This window comes from Prosthecobacter sp. (genome assembly GCF_044373815.1).
Taxonomy (GTDB): domain Bacteria; phylum Verrucomicrobiota; class Verrucomicrobiia; order Verrucomicrobiales; family Verrucomicrobiaceae; genus Prosthecobacter.
Genome location: NZ_JBIPNG010000059.1, coordinates 1 through 21,324 on the forward strand (window position 1 = coordinate 1; position 21,324 = coordinate 21,324).

The window sequence follows — 21,324 nt, forward strand, 5'->3', positions numbered from 1 at the left end:
ACTGCTGCATGAGGTTTCGCACATTTCTGAGCCTGCCGAGGAAGCCGTGCTCATGATCCTGATCGTTCTCGATGCCGATACGACCAACCAATTGGACCCCTGAAGGACACATTGACCGCAGTCGCTCGTATTCGGCGATTTCTTCCTCGGACTCACCGACGAACGCGATTCGTTCCGGGGCAATACGGTGTTTGTGATACAGCAGCCAGTGGCTGAAGAGCAGGACGGGATAAGAGAAGAGGCAGCCAAGTGCCATAAAACCACGTCCAACGAATTCCAACGTGACAAAGCCGACCAGCGTAATGACCACGAAGGCGATAAGAAACGCGAAGGTAAGAAGAATGGAGTGAGTCAGGAAAGAGGAGCGTCTTTGAGATTCGACGGAATAAAGTCCGAGGATGTAGGTGATCGAGACGAGTGTTCCCGCTCCAGCGAAAATCGAAGGAATAAAGTCCTCAATGCGCCACAGTCCTGTGAATCGCACGTAGTTCGCCAGCAGATAACCGCTTGCAAACACCAAGATGTCGCGTGCTGCGCGGCTAGCGATGTGGGACCAGTGGCCCATGCTCAAAGTGTGCATATGAAAAAGTCGCGTTCGCCAGAGTTGTTCGTCCCTAAGCCTCTAGTTGATGCTTTCAAAGATTCTTCAGGTCGGAAATGAGGCGCGGACGCTGATCTTTGCAAGACATGTTCTTTGATACAGAGGAGGGGGCGGGCGCGGAGAAAGTCATTTTTGTGCCTTTTTCAGGATATGCAGGCCGAGCAACCCGACCGAGAAGGAAATGGAGATGGCTAGAGGATGGGACCAAAAGAGCAGGTCGCGGGCCAGATTTAGGTTCCCGAAGCCAGAAAGTGACCATTTTATACCGATATAGGTCGCGACAGTGGCGCATGCGCCAACGGTGGCCAGCAGGGTGAAAAACAAAACACCTTCATCGAGATGGATCAGTTTCCGGGTGATGCCGAGCGAGCGGTCATTGCTCTGCAGAAAGAGTATGCAGCTGAACAGATAGAACTGGGCACCGATGATGCCCGTCAGCAGTAGCAAGGCTTGACTATGAAGATCGAAGACGTGAAAAACCCCGCCTATACTCACTGGGCCGGTGCAGAAGGCGGTGATCTGCAGCAGCGTGGTCACCAGGACCGTGATGAAACCGAGCAACTCGAATAGTCGTGGTTTTTCTGAGAAGATGAACAGCAGGTGGCGCATGCCGTCACGCCAGGTGCGCAGGTGGGCAACTCGGCCCTCCGGGCCTTTTCGAAGGCCGGAGGGAATTTCGACGGAGCGGGCACCTGCCTTGAGCGCCTTGATGAGCAATTCGGAGGCGAACTCCATTCCATTCGAGCGGATTTGCCATTCATCGAATGCTGTCTTACGAATGCAGCGGAAGCCTGAGTTGCAGTCAGAAAGCTTGCCGTGAAACAGCAGATTGATCAAGGTGGTCAGCACGGGCGTGCCAAGTCGGCGGTGCAGCGTCGGCATGGCCCCTGGCTCGATCTCGCCGATCATTCGGGATGCAATGGCCATGTCCGCGTTCCCTTCTTTGGCCGCTCGGTACAGCGGCGCGGCATCCGCGTAAAGGTAGGTGCTGTCTGAGTCTGCAAACATGACATACTCGGCCTGGCTCGCCTCGATCCCCCCGCGCAAGGCCGCTCCATAGCCGCGCGCTGCCACCGGTACCACACGGCATCCCAGGCCTAGCGCGATCTCACGGGAACTGTCCGTGCTGCCATTGTCAGCCACGATGATTTCATAGCGAATCCCGCTTGGGGCAAGGCTTTCATTAACCTGCTGAATGCACGTGCCCAAGGTTGTCTCCTCGTTGAGACATGGGAAAACGAAGCTTAAATCAACAGCAGTTGCTTCTGTCTGGTTGCTTGTATTAAGCGGAAGAGTGCTACTCATGGGTTCGCTTTGCTGCACCTGAATCCATCAATTGGCAAGCTCCCACTTCTACGTTTCTGATATCTCGTTCGCGAGCAGGAGCCTCATTCCAAAGATCTGGAGGCAAACTGCGAAACGCATCCGGCTGCAGGGACGCCAATTTTTAGCCGGTGGAACCGTCCCAGTCTTGCCATTCAAGTGGCGATTCAAAATAGGAATTTCCTCTGGGAAAAGACTTTGATCCACTAATCTGTGCGTACTGATGGTATTCGTTTGAATCAGATTTACGTCCGATTCACGAAAACATGCAAGCGAAGCAGCGGGATCAGGATTGACGCACACTTGCACTCATCCTGACCCACTTAATAATCAACCCGAATGATCGCCAGAACCTACTCAGCCACCCTCGTCGGCGTCGATGCCATGGAGGTGGAGATTGAATCGCATGACGGCGGCGGCACTCCTAAGATGTTCATCGTGGGTCTGCCGGATGCGTCAGTGAAGGAAAGCCGCGAGCGTGTCACAGCGGCGATTTCCTCGTCTGGCTTCATCATGAATGACGGGGTGACCACCGTGAACCTGGCTCCCGCTGATTTGAAAAAGGAGGGGCCCGGCTTTGATCTGCCCATCGCTATTTCGCTCATTGCTCACCGGGCAAGAATCCCCATGGCCATCCTGGCAGAGACAGCCATGATCGGCGAACTGGCCCTCAATGGTGAACTGCGGCCGGTGCGTGGTCTGCTCGCAGTGGCGCTCGAAGCGCGGCGCAAAGGGCGCAAACGGTTGCTGGTGCCGAGGCGCGCTGCCATTGAGGCCAGCGTCGTGGCCGGGATTGACATCGTGGGAGTGCAAAATCTCCGAGAGGTCGTGGATTACCTCAAAGGCGATGTGGAAATCGCGCCCGAGCCCTGCCGTGCGACTGAGCTCTTCGCCGCTGTCTCCCATTACGACATTGATTTCGATGACGTGAAAGGTCAGGCCGATGCGATTCGGGCCATCGAGATCGCCGTCAGTGGCGGTCATGGGCTGTTGATGATCGGCCCTCCGGGTACTGGCAAATCGATGATCGCCAAACGCATCCCGACCATCATGCCCGGCATGAGCGAGGAGGAGGCCATCGAAACCACCAAAATCCACAGCGCCGCAGGATTGCTTTGCGAAGCCAGCGCCTTCGTTGCCACACGTCCGTTTCGTTCCCCGCATCATACCATCAGTGATGCCGGTCTGCTCGGCGGCGGCTCCAATCCAGGTCCGGGTGAAGTCTCCCTGGCGCACAACGGGGTTCTCTTTCTGGATGAACTGCCCGAATTCCGTCGCAGCACGCTGGAAGTCCTGCGCCAGCCGCTCGAAGACGGCAAGGTCACCATCTCACGTGCCGCAGGCTCCGTTACCTTCCCGGCGAAATTCATGCTTGTGGCTGCCATGAATCCATGTCCCTGCGGCTATTACGGCGATCTCAAACGCGAATGCCGCTGTGGGTCGGTAGTGATTCAGCGTTACCGCCAGCGCATCAGCGGGCCGTTGCTGGATCGTATCGATCTTCACGTGGAGGTGCCGCTCGTTGATTACAAGGCTCTGGCTTCGAGCGAGGGCGGTGAAGCCTCCGACCCAATTCGCAAGCGTGTCGAAACCGCACGCGGCATGCAGCAGGAACGCTTTGCCAAACATGCGGGTGTTCATGCCAACAGCAGCATGACGCCGCGCCTCATCAAAAAGCACTGTGAACTTGATGCCGAGGCAGCAGGCTGTCTCGAGCACGCCATGAGCGAGATGAATTTCAGCGCTCGCGCTCATGATCGCATTCTCAAAGTGGCGCGCACTCTGGCTGATCTAGCTGGACATGACAAAATCAGCGCTGACAACGTGCTGGAAGCCATCGGCTACCGCACACTGGACCGGAAGATGTGGGCGTGATTGACTGAGTGCGCCAACGCAAGACAACGACAGTTCCTGACAATTGCCCGCAAGAACCCCGCGTTTATCGCAGGTATGTGGTCAGCGAACCTCCCCAAGCTTATCATGATTCGCTCACTTATCGCCCTCACAGCTTTTAGCTTTCTACCTCTCGCCGCCACCGCCCACTCTCTTTGGGTTGAAGAACTGCCGGACAATGCCGGTCTCGGTGTACGGTTTGCCCAATGGGGGGATGAATACGAAGTCTCGCCTGGCAACCTCGATGCCTTCGTCCAGGTGTCCGGCTGGACGCTTGATGACAAAGGCCAGCCACAGCTCTTTGAAGTGGCCAAAAAGAAAGATCATTTCTTCCTCGGCAAGGTTGATGGCACACGACCCACATTTGCCCAGGCTCAGTTCATGGTGCGCAAGCTGCATGAGGACAAGCCCGCGCGTGCGCCCATCTTTTACTGCCGCTGGCAGCCAGAAGGCGCAGGTGCCGGTACGCCTGCGATGACGATGGACATCGTTCCTACCGGCAAGCCCGGCGAAGCGCGGGTTTATTTCCGTGGCAAGCCCCTCGGCGGTGTCGAGTTGCTTTTCTTCTCTCCCAAAGTCAGCGATCAGAAGCTCCAGGCTGATGCCGAGGGTTTCGTGCGTGCTCCTGACATCTCCAAGCCCGGCCAGTATCTGCTTGCCGTCGCCCGTTATTCGGAAGAGCTGCCTGGCTTCTTCAATGGTGTCCCCTTTGGCATCACCAGCCACAGCGCCTCGCTGTATTGGACGGTCAAAGAAGATAAGAAGTAATGTTGGCCTATTTGTCTCCGCTCAAACGGCGCACCCATTGCGAAGGCGGCACGCCTTTCTCCTCCGCAAAAGCGCGGCTGAAGTGTGAGAAGCTTTGGTAGCCCACTTCGAGCGCGGCTTCGGAGACATTGCACTTCCCGGTCGCGATGAGGGATGCCGCGTGTTCAATGCGCACGCGGCGTAGCCATTGGGAGAGAGTGGTGCCTTCGATCTGCGTGAAGGTGCGACTGAGGTAGCTCGGATTGCAGCCGACCGTGGCGGCCAGTTCGTCAAGAGAAGGCGGCGCATCGATCTGCGCGAGCATCAGATCCTTGACGCGCTGCACGCGCTCCTGGGCGACTCGCAGCGTACGGCTGATGGCGGTCCCTGCTTGGTGGGCAGTGTCACTGCGGAAGACGGAGTGGATGAAAAACTCTGTAAGGCGTGCCGAATCCAGCAGCTGTCTGGCTTGTGAGCACAGGTGTGGCGGCATGGCTCCGCGTGCCCAGCCTTCATCCTCCTCAGTCAGCGGTTGTCGCAGCACGCAGCGTGAGGTGCCGCTGATCAGAGGTTCAAATGCATCGCCCACCTGAGAGGTCACGCCTTTCAAGGTAAAACGCAGCCAGGCATCTGGAAACACCAGCGTGAGGCACTCATGGCGGTCACGACTGGCGACCCGGCGGGCCATCAGCATCTCCGCCGGACTGGCGCGCAGCCAGCAAGTCGTTCGTGGCGAAATCGTGGTGCTGCTGCCATCTCTCCAGCGCATCTCTGCATCACCCCGAAAATTGAGATGAGCCACGAGGGCATTTGCAGCCGTGGCATCCGCCCAGTCTGCCTCAATTCGTTCAGGCACGGTGGTCCATGAGCGAAAGGGAGGTTCTGGCGCAGCTGTGGGCATTGTTAGTTGGGATTGAAACTCAGTCTCAATTTCTCATCACGTCACATCTTTGCTAGGCTTGATTCCAGTTATTTCGACTGTTTAAGCTCAGTGCTGCTTGCCTGCGGACCTCACGGGGCAGGGGAGACCTGCAATGGTGCTGAATCCGCAGCAGGCAGGGCGATGACTTCCGGCGGTGCTTTGACACCTTCGCGACTCTCTCCACCGATGGCGATAAGCTTCCCAGTTCCTCCGATCAACAAACGGTGGAAATATCGTGGGTGAGCGAGCTTGGCGACCGCCACCCACGCCTCACCGCGCAGCTCGAGCAACTGGCCTGTCACTCCGCTGGAGAACAGGCGTCCTTCATGTGCCACGGCAGCAAAACCAAAACCGCCGATCTTCTCTGCGGGCAGCGCCGGTCCGTCACTCCATTTGCCGGTCGTCGTATCAAGCACCGAGACAGCACTCGTAGTCTTGTCCTCATCGGTCATACCGCCGATGGCATACACCTTCGTGCCGATGGTTTGCACCGCGATGGCGCGGCGTTTGAATGGCTGCGGATGGCTCTTCCAAGTCACATCAGCTTTGGCCAAATCGAGCGTGAGATAGGTGTCATGCCACACGGAGTCCGCGTCGCCCTCCATCCTCCAACCACCGATGACGTAGACGGTGTCGCCGCAGACGATGCTGTCATGGCTGGAACGGCGCTGGGGCAGCTTCGGCAGGGGAATCCATTTGCCGCTCGTGATGTCATAACGCGCCGCTGTCTCGCTCGACCACAGGTCTTGTTTCTCGCCCTTTGCGTTGCGAGCGGCCATGCCGCCGATGCGGATCACGCCGTCTTTTGCGGCGACGAGGGATGCACCCTGCGCTGGTTCATCCTTCGCCAGTGCCTCCCATTTGTCTGCACCCTGATTCCAGCGAAACAAATCACCATGCACTTCATCACGATTGTATTTGTGACGTTTGCCACTATGACCGCCATAGAAATACAAGGAGCCATCCGGCGTGCCTGCGGCACCAAAGCTCGCAACAGACAAAGGCATCTCTGGCGGAGTGTCATTCGCCCTCAGGGCAGAAGTGAAGGCGACTAGAAATAGGAAAATCAGTGGAAGAGCTTTCATGCGGACACCTGCGATACAGCAGCTACGCGCTGCTGCTTGCGTCGGGTTGTGAAAAACTGGCGGAGAAATGACATGTCTGCCGAATGATCGGGAGTACGGGCCAGGCAGCCTGATGTCACAGGGCTGCGCTCATTTGCGAAATAGTGACGATCAAATGATCAGGGAAGCTGGTCACCGCAAATGAGCACCATTCTTGGTCATTCCAACGAAAGCGTCACATGACTCCGCTGAGCTAGAGCGGCGGTCCATGAAACCACCTCCCGCGTTATTACACAAACTCTCGTTGCTCATGCTCGCCTGCTGCCTTCCGCTTGCTGCTCAGGAACAATCGCAGACCGAACAAGCCATCAAAGCATTGGCGAAAAAGGAAACCAAAACGCAGAACTCAGCCGGTGGCGCGGTGCTTCCAGAAATCGTCATCGTCGCTTCCCGTCATGCACAGTCAGCCGCAGACGTTCCTGCATCTGTCACGGTGCTGGACAAGGATGCCAACGTGTTCACTCTGGCCACCAGCATGCGCGATTATGCGCGTTACGAACCCGGCGTGAGCGTTCCATTTGGCGTGGGTGGTACGGGCCCGGCTGCAAACTCTCGGGCCGGAAACTCCAGCATCAACATTCGTGGTCTGGATGGCAACCGTGTCCTCATGACAATGGACGGCATCCGCCAGGCAGATCAGTTCACCTTTGGTGGCGCTTACAATATCGGCCGTGACTTCGTTGACGTGGATGTTCTCAAGCAGGTCGAAATCCTCAAGAACGCTGCTTCCTCCCTTTATGGCAGTGACGCTCTCGCGGGGGTGGTTTCCTTCACCACCATCGATCCCGAAGACCTGCTGGCGATGTCGCCTGGTGGTAGAAACTCCGTGGCGCGTCTGACCACTCGCTATGACAGCACGGATGACAGCTGGGGCCACACCATCAGCATGGCACAGCGCGCGGGGAATGTGGAGTTCTTGTTCCATTACACCCGGCGCGATGGCCATGAGGTCGACAACCGCAGTGCCATCCAATCAGACACCAGCACCTACAATGTGAACAACTGGCTCGGCAAAATGGTCTGGCGCCCCTCGGACCGTCATCGCTTCGAGCTTACGGGTGAGTACCTCGAACGCTCCAGTGACAATGATCTCCTCAGCGCGCGCCGTGTCGTGTTGGCTGCTCCCGGGATTAATTACAACGTGAACTCCCTGCTGCTGAACGACGACCTGCGCCGCATGCGCTTCAGTTTGGAGCACAAGTATGACGCCGCCGGCCTCGGCCTGATCTTCGACAAGCTGACTTGGAACATGTACTATCAGGTTTCCGAAACGCCGGAGCACCAGGTTGAGGACCGTGATCGCATCACCCCAACCCCGCAGGATCGCCTGCGCATTCGTGATTACATGTACCGTCAGGATCACATCGGGGCGAACTTCAACTTCAGCAAAGCCTTCACGACGGGCGCTTTGAACCACACGCTGGCCTACGGCACTGAAATGGTCACTTCCTTTTCCCGCCGCGTGCGTGATGCCACGGAGTACAACTTCACCACGAATACCGTCACAAAGGTCATCTCGCCAGACACGTATCCGCTGAAGGACATGCCTGATACGCGCACTTCCCGTGTGGGTGTTTACATCCAGGATGAGATTGCCTGGGGCAGGGACCTTCGTCATCGCCTGACACCCGGTGTGCGTGCCGAGTACTATGACGTCGCCACGCATTCAGATCCGCTCTACCTGAGCGCCAGCGCCGGTAGAGCACCACAGGATTTCAACCAGTTCGCCATCGCGCCAAAGCTCGCCTACCTCTTCAGGATCGATGAGGAGCACAGCGCCTACTTCCAGTATTCGAACGGCTTCCGCAACCCGAGCAGCGAAGAACTGAACGCCACCATCACGAACACAGCTTTCGGTTATCAGACCATTCCGAATCCGGACCTGAAAAAAGAAACCAGCAACAGCTTCGAAATCGGTGTCCGCCGCAAAGGAAAAGAGTCCTCATGGAACTTCGCAGGTTATTACAATCACTACGAAAACTTCATCAACACCTTCATGCAGGTCGGTGGCACCGGCGCTCCGGGCAATCCGATCATCTATCAGAGCAGCAATCTCACTTCAGCAGAGATTTACGGTCTCGAATTCAAAGGAGATACGGCGTTTGGATTCATTCATGAGGCTTTCGGCAACTTCGGAGCCTTCACCAATGCAGCCTACAGTCAGGGCTGGGATGGCCAGAACAAGCAGCCCCTGGCAAGCGTGGATCCCTTCAAGCTCGTCACTGGCCTGCGCTATCGTCGTGAGAGATGGCAGGTGGAGCTGATCTCGACTTACTATGCACACAAGTGTTCCACCAGCTCCACCCCCGGCGGGATCAATCAGTTCAAAACTCCCAGCGCCCTCACCCTCGACCTCGTGGCCCGCTGGCAGCTCTCCAAAAACATCACCCTTACCGCCGGCCTCTACAACCTGACCAACCAGAAGTACTGGCTGTATCAGAACGTGCGCGGTGTCGACTCCTCGAATCCAGGTCTCGACCGTTACACCCAGCCCGGCATCAATGGCCGCGTGGCCTTGTCAGTGATCTTCTAGGACATTTTGAGTCAGCACAAAAGTGGGTGTTGAGTCATTCAAGCGGGCGTGGCGAGTGGTGTCGCCGCGCCCGTTTTTATTTCCGGTCCGGGTGCAACAAGATCAGGTTTGCACTTCCGTATTTCACATCCATGATCCTCACGTCTGATGAACCTCAAACCTGCCAGCCGAATCGCGATTCGTGCCGTTGTAAAAACGGTACGCGCCCTTTGGCATGCCTGACACCACGGTTTGAGGACCCTGCGCGAAAAGCGCTCATCATCACGAGACAAAACAATCAGATATGATGCCAGAAGGTAGCCCTCAGACCGGCACCTCCATGAGCCCTCCTGATACCCAACTCCAGCATCATCCCCGGCGCGGCGCGCAGGCGATGCTGCTCTCACTCATCTGCTTTTCCGGCAATGCTCTCCTGCTGAAGGATCTTTCCTCGCATCGTAACATCGATCCTTGGATGTCGATGACCTTCCGTGCGGCCGTCGGGCTGCTCTTGACGATCATTCTCTTCGCTCCTGCAGGCACGCTGAAAATCCGCCGCTCGTTTCAAAGCTGGCTGCTCGCCTCACGTGGAGTCCTCGGGGCACTTGGTACCGCGGCCTACTACACCACCATCGGGCCGCTGGGAGCTGGCAAGGCCACCCTCATTGGCAACACCTGGACCATCTTTGCCGCCATCATGGCCGCTTTCGTTCTGCATGAGCGGCTCGGGCTGGTGAAGCTTTTTGGCATTCTGCTGGCTCTGACCGGCCTGAGTCTGCTCACCGGACTGGCCCCCGGCACGATGGCCCTGTTTGGGCATCATGAAATGATCGCGCTCACCGGGGCGGTGCTTGCTGCTGCAGTCGTCGTTGTGATCCGTCAGCTCACGCGCACGGAGACCAGCGCCACCATCTTTTCCTCTCAGTGCATTTATGCGCTGCTGCTTTCCTTGCCACTCGCTGCTGCTCATTTCACGTCGCTCAATGCCATGGACGTGGTGCTGCTCACAGCCGCGGCGCTGTGCGCCAGCGTTGGTCAGTTGGCCATGACGGAGGGCTTTCGTTTTCTCTCGGTTGCTGCAGGAGGTGCCTTTCAGATGACGGTGCCTGTGGTCATCTCGCTTTCCAGCATCACCCTGTTTGCCGAACCCTTTACCGTCGCGCAGGCGATCGGCGGCGTGCTGGTGCTCTGGGGCTGCTATCACACCGTCGTGGGTGGGTTCAGCAAGAAGCCCGCCGCCAGCTGACTCAGAACGCAAACCCCACCGTCACATGCAGGAAGCCGCTCTGCTCCCCCGTGCGGCGGTTGGGATTGTGCCCGTAGTCGATGCGGATCGGCCCAAACGGCAGCTTGTAGCGCAAACCCGCGCCGATGGCCTCGCGGAAGTCTGAGGAATACGACAGCGGAGACGAGTTGTTTCCCTGGCCCAGGCTGCCGATGTCACCAAAGATCGCGAACTCCAAATTCGTCATGACCTCATACGAAAATTCAGCACTGGCAAACAGCGCCGAGGTTCCGCCCAGGGGGGTTCCTCCCGGTGTCACAGGGCCGAGCTTGCGCATGCCAAAGGAGCGCACGCTGTAAGGCCCTCCATTGAACACACGGCTGTCGATGGGGATTTTGTCCGCCATCGCTCCTTGGATCGTGGACAATTCAGCACCGGTGGCAAAGCGGAATTTCTTGGTGATCGGGATGTACCATGCGCCGCGCAGATCTGATCGTACAAAGCTCACGCCTGAGCCCAGGGCATCGGTGGAGCTCTCGATTCGCCCGGAAAGATACCAGCCCTTTTTCGGCAGCACCGGACTGTCCCGCCGATCATACATCACATTGCCCCCCACGTTCATCAGTGAGTAGTTGGCGGGTCCCGTCTGCGGCAGAGTCAGCACGTTGGAGCTGACCGAGTTGGCTGTCGTGCCGATGAACAACGAATAGCTCAGTGCCTGATCCACCCGCCGCGCCACATCCAGGCTCAGCGCCGTGCCGATGCGGTCGTATTCAAATCGGTTGAACTGCTCCAGCGCGAGCCGGGTTGTGGCCGAATGCTGGGAGTCAAACACCGCCGGGTTGGTCAGGCTCACAAAGCCCACCGGCCCCGCCATGCTGTAGCTCAGTTCTGCCGCCAGCGTGTTGCCCGTGTCACGCCAGTTCGTGTTTTTATAAGTCACGCCAAACTGCGGCCCGAGGAAGGTGTCAAAGCCCGGCTCAAAGCCGACGGTGACGGGTTTCGTCTCCTCGCCCGTGATTCGCAGATTGCCCGCAGCCATGTTGCCATTTTCAGGCAGTACCTTGGTGTCAAGCAGCGCAAACATCCCCGTGTCCAGAGCCCGCTTGAAAAGGAAGTCCGCCTCCTCGGCTTCGTAAATCTGGCCCGTCAGCGGTTTGAATTTCGCCAGCAGCACCCGTTTGGCCCCGCGGCTGAAGGCGTCATGCGTCGTGATCCGGGTGATGCGCACCCGCTCACCGGCCTGCACTCGAAACACCACATCCACCGTGCCGCCGGATTTCCCCAGTGTGTAATCCGCTGTTGTCGCCGCATGCAGCCAGCCGTGCTCAGCGCAGATCGAATCCAAACGCTTCTGGATCTGCTGTACCCGCGCTTCATTGAAGGGCGTCCCGCTTGCCTCCGTCATTTGCGCCTGCGTCAGTTTTTCCAGCTCTGGCGGCGATCCCGTGATGGATGCCTGGCCAAAGGTAAACTTGGGTCCTGTTTTGATCTCCAGTGTCAGATCACGCCGCATGTCCGGACCGGCGGTTGGTGCGGGCAGCAGCAGTGTCTCTGCATTCAAATAGCCTTCGGCACGCAGACGCCGTTGCACCAGCCCCGCACCCTGCTGCATATCCGCCTCCACCCATTGCGGCAGTTTTTTATCCACATCCTCACGCTCCAGAGTGGGCTTCATCAGGTACTTCTTCAGTTCCTCCTCCGGCAGCGGTGTGTCGCCTTTCAGTGTCACCGCTCCTACTCTTACGGCCTTGCCTGGCTTGACGGTCAGGTGAATCCCGCCCGGCTCCATCTTCCATGCCGTTTCAGCGTCCGGCCATCCTTCGCGGATGAAATGCTGGCGTACAAAAAACGCCAGGTCATCCGCCAGCGGTTCACCGGGCGCGCCGCTGCCATTCAGCGTCAGCTGGTCCATCAGCATGCTGCGCAGATCTTCCCACTGCGCGGCTTCCACACCATCCACGCGCACCGTCGTCTGGCCAAAATGTACTTCATATCCCCAGGCAGTTCCCATCACGCAAAACAGCGCCAGCAAAACCAGCCAATTGCATCGCAACCGGCTGCCATTCTTCATGCTAGTGTGGCCATTCATCATTGCGGGTCCTCATCCATGGCTCTTGCGGCCTTGCCAAAGCGCAGCACATACCCCAGCAGCGCCTTCATGCGACCCGACTGGGAAAAGCGGCCGATGAACCTGACTTTGGGGGTGATCTCATACATCGCCTGCATGCTGTCATTCGCACGGTCTGCTCCTGAGGGATTGAAAGTCGTATGTAGCCTCGGCGGGTCGGGGCTCACCGTCTTCTTTTTGTGGAAGATTTTGCGGTAGGTCTCGGCGATCACCAGAAACGCCGCGCGCGTCATCGCTTCGCTCGCCATCTGCGCATTGTCCCCGCCCAGCGTCATGCCTGTGCCCAGCAGCGTCACGATGTCCGCTTCGGACAGAGGCGGCGTACTGGTAAATCGTGTCTTCGGATTCGACGCATCGCCATAGACATAAAGCGTGATGTCATTGCTCCCCACGCGCGATTCACCACGCACATCAAGCTTCGGTGTGAAGGGGTTGTCCGGATTCATCGTCACCACGCCCTTGGTGATCTTCAGCAGGCTGAACGGCAGTTTCAAAACCATGCGGTCCACATTCGCAAAGCCCGTCAGACGCGGTGCTGCGCCCGTGCCGCCTAGCGCAATGTCTGCCGAGATGGCCCCGTTCATCAGATTGCCCGCGATCACCACCGGGTCACGCGTCTTAACCTTCAGATCAAACGTCCAGTCCTTCAGCATTGGCGGCAGAGCCAGCTTTTGATCGACCTTCGAGGTCGAAGGCGGCGGTGGTGGCAGTTTTTCTCCCTGCTGAATCATGCCGGTGACATTCGGCAGCAGATTCACTTCTTGAAAGATGCGGCCACGCACGGCCTCCACCGTGCCGCTCACACGTGCCGTCTTCAAAGTTCCGACGCACGCGATGTCTGCGTTCGCTCGCACGCTCGAAGTGGGGTTCCGCATCACCAGGGCCTCACGTGCCTCCACCTTCAGATCAAATCGAGGGTCCTGGGTGTTGGCGGCATCCAGTGTCCCTCCCAGCCGCACCTTGCCACCTGCGAGCATCACCGAGATGTCCTCCAACGTCACCTTGCGATCATGGCTGCGCACCTTGACTCGCAGATCACGCACGCTCGGCATGTCAGCACTCACAAAGTCGATCTCCGGCGCGTTCATATCGAGCGCCGAATCGATCAGCGGTGCCTTCACCGTGCCGCCCACGCTCGCATGAAGTTTCAATTTCGCCGGCACGGATCTCACCACATCTGGGGCAAACTCGCGCGCAAAACTCAGATCGCTCTCCGGCAGATCCAAGGTGGCCTTTAATGGAAGATCCATCGCCAGCTCCGGTTGCTTCATCAGTTTCGTCAGCACCACAGGAACGGTCGCCTTCAACGTCAAAGGTTGCAGAGGCACCTGCACCACCTTCACATCGAGTAGCAGTTCATTCGCCTTCAGCGTCGTCAGCACATCGACCGTGGCTGGTTGAAACGATTTCGGCATTCCGGGGGCTTTCAGCTCCTTCAGTGCCACCTTCACCGAAGCATCCGTCGTATCTAGCCGGCCACCGATCTTCACATCCACACTCAGCAATCCCGGTGGCACACTCTTCACACCCGCCGCTGCCGCGATTTCATGAATCGGCAGCTCATGTGCATTCAGCACCACATCCAGCGGCACGCCATTTGCCAAGCCTGTCTGCATCACATCAAACGGCGCATACGCATGCCCGCTCATCAGCTGCCGCTCCTTTTGCCAGAAGCTCAGCTCGCTCATGCGCGCCTCCTTGTCCGTCACCATGCCCTTGGTGACCAGCTTCCACGGGCCCAGCACCGCCTGCATCGTCTCGATTTGCGCCGTGGTGCCGGCAAAGGTCGTCTTCAAGTTCACGTCCGCTGCTTCCGGCATGCCTGCCACCTTCGCCTTCACCACCTGCATTTCCACACGGCCTTCACCGCGCCACGGGCTCGCATCGCCGCTGACATTGAGCTTCACCGAGAGGCTGCCCGATTCCATCGCGGGCGCTTTCACCGCAGCCAGCAGCGGGTTCAAACTCGCGAGGACTGGCAGCGCGATGTCTCCATTCAGATCAAATCCCCACGGCGCCTGCAGCTTTGCTTTACCCTTCAGGTCGATGCGGTTCTGCTCATCCACCACGATGCTGCAGGGCTGCAATGTGGCCGTGCCATTGGCCACATTCACTTTCACCGTGATCACTGGCAGCTTGGCATCGCCATAGCGGCCGTTCGTCACGCTCAAATCAACATCGGCGGTCGCGTTCATCACATCATTCACCTTGAAGGCTGCCTTGCCCGCTGTGGCGATCTTCGCCGTCACCGGTTGCGGCTGCGGTGGCAGACCCACCGTCTGCATCAAGGCAGCCGGATCATCGATTTGGATCTGCCACTGCGCATTCACCGGCATGGCATCCTCCATCATCATCGTCGCATTCAGATCCACGCGATTTCCTGCGCCCAGCATCAGCGCAGGCAGGCTCACCTTTGCCACCTTCCCATCCAGGCTCAGCAGCACCGCGAGCTTGGGCAGCTTGTAGGTTTCAAAACCCAGGTCCGTGCCATTTGCCTGCGCCGCGACATGCGTCGGCGTGGCTCCGATTCCCTTGGCATTGACCTTCAGTTCCACCAAACCCCGTGCCGCGGGCGGCTTTTCCAGCAGTTGAGTCACATCAGCAATTTTCGCATTCACTTTGGCCGTCCAGGGGGACTTCATCACATCTTCCGCCAGCTTCGCATCCAGCTCCGCCACCACTTCGTTCACCCCACGCAGCACCTTCAGCTCAGGCACACGGGCCAAGCCATTTTTAACCTCCAGCGTGGTCGTGATCGAATCCAGCATGACTCCCGCAGCCCGCACATTAGGAATGCTGATCTTGCCATCCGCTGCCAGTGTCATCGGTTTCAGCGGATCGCCTTCCGCATGCAAATCCACACTCACCGGCCCGAACTCGACACCCTCAGGCAGTTTCAAGGCCTGCAATTCGCTCGATGCCAGGTCCCGCACCCGCACATCGGCCTTGGTTTGCAGCGTGCCACCAAACATGCCACGTGCCAGGGCCTCCACGACCACGGCTGCTTTGCCCATGCCCACATCCAGTTTCACGCTGGCCGCATCCTTGTCCCACTCGCTCAAATTCACCGCGAATGACTTCAGCTTCGCGCCATAGGGCAGATCGAGTCCCGCAACAGTCAGCGTGCGCTGACCCCATTGCACCTGCGCCTTCACATTCGCGACCCGCAGATCACCTGGCTCCATCTTGAATTCGGCGAGTTCAAAAATCCCAGGCATGCCTTCGCCCACCCGCAGGGTCAGACCCCGCACCGTGATCTTGCTCCCGTCTGCGAGCGTCACCTCGGCATTCACATCTTCGATGTCGATGGCCTTCGGCCATACCAGCGTCGGTGGCTTGCCAGATGCCGGCTGCTTCACCTTCACCACCACCTTTTCATCCTTCGCCAGCTTGCGCAGATCCAGCGCCACATCCACATCCTTCACCACCACGCTCTTGATGATGTCGATGTTGCGCGTTTTGAGAAAAGTCCAGGCATCATAATTCACCTCGATTTTGCCGATTGCCGCATGCTCCACCAGCGATCCGCTGGCCTCGATCTGGTTGAGCCTCAAATCTCGCAGCACGGAGCCGTTCACCTGCCACTTGAGCTTGATCCCGGCCATCTCGGCCCCCTTGGGGCCGCCGTAACTGATTGCCCAGAGCAACAGCGATTCATGGAAAATAACGGCCAGTGCCAGCAGCACCAGGCCGGCTAGCAGCAGTCGTTTGAACCATCGCCACCAGCGGCGGGTCTTTTTTGGGGCGTCAGGAGGCACGCTCATTCGATGCCTCAAATCGTAGCAAGTTCAATGCTAGCCGTGAATCCTTTTACTTTGCCAGGTCGGCCTCTGTCCACAAGGCGGTGCGGTCCGCAGTGGCGGCACGCACGGTTTTCACCTGCTCGGGTGTCACGCCGGGTGCTTTATTGCTGAAATTGGCCCTCACATAGCTCAGCACATCGGCCACCTGTTGGTCATTCAGTCCCATGGGGGGCATCGGCAGGGGAGCAAGCTGCTTGAATTCCGCGCCATTCACACGAATCGGCCCGCTCAGGCCATGAGTCAGCATTTTGATCAAGCGCGCTGGATCTCCCGCCGCCCAATCGCTCGCTGCGATAGATGGATAGATGCCAGGCAGCCCCTTGCCCTCAGGCTGGTGGCAGTTCAGGCACAGCGCGTCATACACCGCCTTGCCCGGGTGATCCACCACGGCTGCGGCACTGGCGATCTTCTTCACATACTCGGCCTGTTTGGCATTGCCGCCAAAAGTGAGCTTTGTCATCACCGGCACGTATTGCGGCTTCAGGCTCTTCACCACCTGCTTGAGGGCGTAGTCGATGAACCTGTCCGTCGGCTTGTCGAGCGCCTGCACCGCCACTTCCACGGCTTCGGGCTTGCTCACATGCGCACAGGCCACCACCGCCTCCAGACGCACCCGCGGATTCTCATCCCGCACGGCCTGGGTCAGCAGCTCCAGCGACTCCGTCGCTCTGGCACCATAGGCCCGCACCCGCGCGTCCTTCGCCTTCAGCAAACGCTTCACCAGCTCCGCGTTAGGTGACTCATGCGATTCATACACGCCACAAACCTCCATCAGCAGATGTTCATCGTCATTCTTCGCGATGAACGCATCCGCAGCCTTCAGCACCTCTGCCGTCCGCGCATCAAACAGCAGGCGCTTCGCCTGGTAGCGCGTCCAACGCTCCGGTGACTTCAGTTGCTCCAGCAGTTCAGCCGGCTTCATCTCCGCCAGCTTCGGCTGTTTCACTGGTGCACGGCCCTTGGCCGTGATGCGCCAGATGCGCCCATGCGAGCGGTCACGGCGCGGGTCCGCATAGCTGGCCTGATAGTGGCCGATCACCGGATTGAACCAGTCGCACAGATACATCGCGCCATCCGGCCCGATGCTCACATCCACCGGCCGAAACGAGGTGTCGCTTGATTTCACCAGCTTCGGCAGCTGCGTGCTCTTGAAGCCGGAGCCGTCATCTTCGAGGCGATGCAGTTCCACCACATTGCCAAAGTAGCCACCGATCAGCGCGCAGCCCTGAATGTCATCCGGCAGCGCCTTCGTGCCGATGAACTCCAGGCTGTTCGTCTTGGGATTCGAGTCAAACAAGGCCCCGGTCGGATGGTATTCATCAGGATCAGCCAGCGCCACGAGTCCAGGCACACTATAATAGCCCACCGGGCGGTCTCCGCTCTTATGGAAGACCTGGTTATAATCATCAAACGCCACGCCCCAGCAGTTGTGCCCTGCCTTGCCGCCATTGAAGTAGGCCGCCATTTTCTGCGTCCGCGCGTTCAGTTTCCACACGCCCGCTTTTTCCAGCTTGGCCAGTCCCCAGGCCGTTTCCACGCGTGAAAAGGCATGCAGCCCCTGCGTGAACCACAGCGCGCCATCCGGACCATGGCAGATCGAATTCGCCAGCTGATGCGTGTCGCCGATGCCAAAGCCCGCAAACAGCACCGTCTTCTCATCCGCCTTGCCGTCGCCGTTCGTGTCCTTGAGGTGCACGATCTGGTCGAAGTCGCAGACATACACGCCACCGGCACCCACCTCCACTCCTTGCACCATCGTCAGACCTTCCGCAAAGCGCGTGGACTTGTCCGCCTTGCCATCGCCATCCGTGTCTTCCAGCACAAGAATGAAGTCAGACGGCTTGATGCCCGGCCGGGTCTGCGGATACGTGGGCGAGCAGGCCACATACAGACGCCCGCGTTCATCCCAGGAGAACTGAGTCGGCTTCGCCACGCCTTCCACCTCAGAGGCGAAAAGATTCATCTCATACCCCTCCGCAACCGTGAAGGCCGCCATCTGCTGCTCCGGCGTCAGCACCGTTTCCGTGATCACTTTGACTTCAGGCTTCGGCTCATCCTGCGCCTTCTCCCCCTTCGCCAGCGCATGAATGCGTGCATCCAGTTTGGCGACCAGCGGCTTGCGCTCTTCAAAGCTCTCACGCAGCGACGGTGCATCCTGCGCAGGCTTGCCAAACATCTGCGTCACACGGTCGCCATACACAAATGACCAGTTCGCCGGACGCCAGCAGTCGAACCAAAGACGGTTCTTTTCCACAATCGCCGCCTTCAGCGCGGTGAGGTCATCCGCCTCGCTCGATGAAGCCCCAAGCTGCTGCGCAATCTCCCGTGCCACCACGCGCAATCCCAGCGCATTCAGATGCAGCCCGTCATCCGTAAGTCGTTCTCCTTTGCGAGCTGACAAAGGCGTGAACAGATCGACAAAGATCGCTCCGCGTTGCTTCGCCACCTCGCGCACCGCCTCAGCATACGCCTTCACATCAGCATTCCTCTGCGTGATGTCCGGTGCGTGCGATGCCGTAGGCTTCTCAAACGGCATCGGCGACACCAGCACGAAGCGCGGTGTTTGGCCGGTAAACTGATCCAGCAGCCGGTGGTAGGCCGACTTGAACTCTGCCAGCCGCTTCACGCCATCAAACGATTCCGTCTGACCAAACTGAGCAATGACAATGCCCGCACCTGCCGCATCCAGCTGCGCCTTCCAGTCGCCGAAGTTCAAATCCCGCCACTGCTCATACACCGTGTCACCTTCCCATGCCATTGAGCGAAACCGCGGCTGCTTGGCCGCAAAGGCAGTGCCAAACACCGCTTCAAATTCGCCCACCTTCTGCTCGCGCACCAGATTCTCCTGGCCCGCCATTACAATGACCTCGTCCTGCTCCAGCACAAACTTGCCATCCTTAAATGGCTCATGTTTCGCCACCGCCGCACCCGGATTGCCAAAGCGATTCAGTACATCCTTCTCCTCGGGCACCATCGCGTCCGGCAGGGCTTCGATGGTGATGTTACGGAAGGAAATCTGCGCCTTGCACTTGCCGTGGATCTGCAGCGCAATGAGCCCCTTCAGATCAATTCCAGGTTCACGTTCGGTGTAATCAACCGTGCGCACCTTGTTCACAAACAACTGAATGCGCTGCTCCTCGGCACGAATCTCGCACGTGTTCCACTCGCCCGGCTTCTCCGCTTTCTCGATCAGTTCCTTCGCCGGTTGCAGCAGCATTTTCTTCCGCCGCGATTCATCATACAGGCAGCCCGAGTAACCCGCGCCGATGTCCGCCTGATAGCCGCTCATCTCGTTCGGCGGCTGCGGGATGCGCACACTGCGGAACTGCACCCCGCCGTTCACAAAGCCCTCCGTGCCCTCCAGCTTGTATTCCAGCCGCAGGATAAAATTCCGGTACACCTTCTTCGCCGTCAGGAATTCGTTCTGCGGATTCCCCTCCAGCGACCCGCCCACGATCACCCCGTCCTGCACCCGCCAGACTTTCGTCGTTTCGCCGTCCCATCCTTTGAGCGTCTTGCCATCAAACAAAGACACCGGTTCGGCGGCGGAAACCAGCAGGGGAAATAGAGCGAGCAGGGGAAGGATGCGCATGGTCGGAAAAAGGTCGAGGCGCACCAAACGCGGCTCGGAGCCGGATGCATCCGCAAAGTTTCTGCAAACATCCCTGCCGGACGTATGTTCTCTATCCCAAACCATGCGCCTGCTCGCCTTCCTTTTCCTCTCCACCGCCGTCTTTGCCCAGACCGAGGCGGATTTCATCACCAACCCCCGCCAGCTCACCTTTGAGGGCAAACGCTCCGGGGAGGGCTACTTCTCCGCCGATGGCAAGAAGATGATCTTCCAGTCCGAGCGCGAGGAAGGGAACCCATTCTATCAAATCTACCTGATGGACCTGGAAACGGGCGATCAGGAGCGCATCTCCCCCGGCATGGGCAAGACCACCTGCGCCTGGATCCATCCCGACGGCAAACGCGTGCTCTTCGCCTCCACCCACACCGACCCCGACTCGAAAAAGCTGCAAGCCGCTGAGTATGAGGAGCGCAAGAACGCCAAGGTGCGTCGCTATTCCTGGGACTACGACGAGCACTACGACATCTGGGAATACTCTTTGTTGGACAAGTCTCTCAAAAACCTCACCCACACCCGTGGCTACGATGCCGAGGGGGGCTACTCGCCCGATGGCAAAAAGATCGTCTTCGCCAGCAATCGCCAGGCCTACGAAACGAAACTCAGCAAAGAGGACGAGGAGCGCCTGAAGATCGACAAACAGTACTTCATGGAAATCTACACCGCCGATGCCGACGGCTCGAACGTGAAGCGCCTCACCGACGCCCCCGGCTACGACGGCGGCCCCTTCTTCAGCGCCGATGGCAAACGCATCTGCTGGCGCCGCTTCACCCCGAAGGGCGATGTGGCCGAAGTTTGGACCATGAACGCCGACGGCAGCGACCAAAAGCCCGTCACCAAGCTCGGCGCCATGAGCTGGGCACCCTATTTCCACCCCAGCGGCGAGTACCTCATCTTCACCACCAACCTGAACGGCTTTGCCAACTTCGAACTCTACATCGTCGATGCCGCAGGCAAACACGACCCCGTGCGCGTCACCACCACCGACGGCTTCGATGGCCTGCCCGTCTTCTCTCCAGATGGTAAAAAACTCTCTTGGACCAGCGGCCGCGGGGCAGGGGGAGCCTCGCAGATTTACATCGGCGACTGGGACCACGATCACGCTCTCACTGCGCTCGGCCTCAAGACCGATCCGCAGGCGGTTATCACCAAGACCCCCGAACCCGACTTCGCTGCCACCGCCGCTGAAATCCGCCCCGAAGACATGAAGCAGCAGGTCACCTACCTCGCCAGCGATGCCCTCGGCGGCCGCCTCACCGGCACTGAAGGAGAAAAACTCGCTACCCAATATGTCGCGGACGTATTCCAAAAAATCGGCCTCTCCCCCATGGGCGATGACGACACCTACTTCGACAACTTCGACTTCACCGCCGGCGTCGCGCTGGGCGAAGGTAATGAATTGAAGCTCAACCGCA

General features: G+C 58.7%; 11 protein-coding genes and 1 pseudogene. 5 read left to right on the forward strand and 7 right to left on the reverse strand.

Annotated features, from left to right (window positions below; translation table 11 throughout):
• A partial coding sequence (locus ACIREA_RS07520) for a hypothetical protein (RefSeq protein ID WP_397381652.1) occupies positions 1 to 565 on the reverse strand: 565 nt, incomplete at its 3' end.
• A 162-nt stretch (positions 566 to 727) separates the two neighbouring features.
• Positions 728 to 1,906 (reverse strand): glycosyltransferase family 2 protein, encoded by a 1,179-nt coding sequence (locus ACIREA_RS07525; RefSeq protein WP_397381653.1) that lies wholly within the window; start codon positions 1,904 to 1,906, stop codon positions 728 to 730.
• 357 nt (positions 1,907 to 2,263) lie between these two features.
• Between ACIREA_RS07525 and ACIREA_RS07530 the strand changes: the two genes are divergently transcribed.
• Positions 2,264 to 3,799, forward strand: a complete 1,536-nt coding sequence (locus ACIREA_RS07530) for a YifB family Mg chelatase-like AAA ATPase (RefSeq protein WP_397381654.1) — start codon at positions 2,264 to 2,266, stop codon at positions 3,797 to 3,799.
• A gap of 105 nt (positions 3,800 to 3,904) precedes the next feature.
• Positions 3,905 to 4,585 (forward strand): hypothetical protein, encoded by a 681-nt coding sequence (locus ACIREA_RS07535; protein WP_397381655.1) that lies wholly within the window; start codon positions 3,905 to 3,907, stop codon positions 4,583 to 4,585.
• 7 nt (positions 4,586 to 4,592) lie between these two features.
• On the opposite strand, the gene ACIREA_RS07540 is transcribed toward ACIREA_RS07535, so the two are convergent.
• Both ACIREA_RS07540 and ACIREA_RS07545 read right to left on the reverse strand, forming a co-directional pair.
• The gene (locus ACIREA_RS07540; RefSeq protein WP_397381656.1) at positions 4,593 to 5,420 is read right to left on the reverse strand and encodes a helix-turn-helix domain-containing protein; all 828 of its coding nucleotides are present in this window, start codon (positions 5,418 to 5,420) and stop codon (positions 4,593 to 4,595) included.
• A 155-nt stretch (positions 5,421 to 5,575) separates the two neighbouring features.
• The gene (locus ACIREA_RS07545) at positions 5,576 to 6,571 is read right to left on the reverse strand and encodes a Kelch repeat-containing protein (RefSeq protein WP_397381657.1); all 996 of its coding nucleotides are present in this window, start codon (positions 6,569 to 6,571) and stop codon (positions 5,576 to 5,578) included.
• Positions 6,572 to 6,818: 247 nt separating this feature from the next.
• Between ACIREA_RS07545 and ACIREA_RS07550 the strand changes: the two genes are divergently transcribed.
• Both ACIREA_RS07550 and ACIREA_RS07555 read left to right on the forward strand, forming a co-directional pair.
• The gene (locus ACIREA_RS07550) at positions 6,819 to 9,143 is read left to right on the forward strand and encodes a TonB-dependent hemoglobin/transferrin/lactoferrin family receptor (RefSeq protein ID WP_397381658.1); all 2,325 of its coding nucleotides are present in this window, start codon (positions 6,819 to 6,821) and stop codon (positions 9,141 to 9,143) included.
• Positions 9,144 to 9,462: 319 nt separating this feature from the next.
• Positions 9,463 to 10,368 (forward strand): DMT family transporter, encoded by a 906-nt coding sequence (locus tag ACIREA_RS07555; protein ID WP_397381659.1) that lies wholly within the window; start codon positions 9,463 to 9,465, stop codon positions 10,366 to 10,368.
• Position 10,369: 1 nt separating this feature from the next.
• Here the strand turns inward: ACIREA_RS07555 and ACIREA_RS07560 are convergent, their stop codons facing one another.
• The 3 genes from ACIREA_RS07560 to ACIREA_RS07570 all read right to left on the reverse strand — a co-directional run bounded on the left by ACIREA_RS07560 (position 10,370) and on the right by ACIREA_RS07570 (position 19,873).
• Positions 10,370 to 12,361, reverse strand: a complete 1,992-nt coding sequence (locus ACIREA_RS07560; RefSeq protein WP_397381660.1) for an outer membrane protein assembly factor — start codon at positions 12,359 to 12,361, stop codon at positions 10,370 to 10,372.
• 77 nt (positions 12,362 to 12,438) lie between these two features.
• Complete coding sequence (locus ACIREA_RS07565) at positions 12,439 to 16,236, reverse strand: translocation/assembly module TamB domain-containing protein (protein WP_397381661.1); 3,798 nt, start codon at positions 16,234 to 16,236, stop codon at positions 12,439 to 12,441.
• 52 nt (positions 16,237 to 16,288) lie between these two features.
• A complete protein-coding gene (locus ACIREA_RS07570) occupies positions 16,289 to 19,873 on the reverse strand; it encodes a PVC-type heme-binding CxxCH protein (protein WP_397381662.1) in 3,585 nt (1,194 codons plus the stop codon).
• Between the two features lie 103 nt (positions 19,874 to 19,976).
• Between ACIREA_RS07570 and ACIREA_RS07575 the strand changes: the two are divergent.
• Positions 19,977 to 21,324, forward strand: a pseudogene (locus ACIREA_RS07575) (peptidase M28); the annotation flags it as partial.

Bases quoted from the DNA above. Each gene is read 5' to 3' on its own strand.
- ACIREA_RS07525 (WP_397381653.1), bottom strand. From the start codon at position 1,906: ATGAGTAGCACTCTTCCGCTTAATACAAGCAACCAGACAGAAGCAACT.
- ACIREA_RS07530 (WP_397381654.1), top strand. From the start codon at position 2,264: ATGATCGCCAGAACCTACTCAGCCACCCTCGTCGGCGTCGATGCCATG.
- ACIREA_RS07535 (WP_397381655.1), top strand. From the start codon at position 3,905: ATGATTCGCTCACTTATCGCCCTCACAGCTTTTAGCTTTCTACCTCTC.
- ACIREA_RS07545 (WP_397381657.1), bottom strand. From the start codon at position 6,571: ATGAAAGCTCTTCCACTGATTTTCCTATTTCTAGTCGCCTTCACTTCT.
- ACIREA_RS07550 (WP_397381658.1), top strand. From the start codon at position 6,819: ATGAAACCACCTCCCGCGTTATTACACAAACTCTCGTTGCTCATGCTC.
- ACIREA_RS07555 (WP_397381659.1), top strand. From the start codon at position 9,463: ATGAGCCCTCCTGATACCCAACTCCAGCATCATCCCCGGCGCGGCGCG.
- ACIREA_RS07560 (WP_397381660.1), bottom strand. From the start codon at position 12,361: ATGGGAACTGCCTGGGGATATGAAGTACATTTTGGCCAGACGACGGTG.
- ACIREA_RS07570 (WP_397381662.1), bottom strand. From the start codon at position 19,873: ATGCGCATCCTTCCCCTGCTCGCTCTATTTCCCCTGCTGGTTTCCGCC.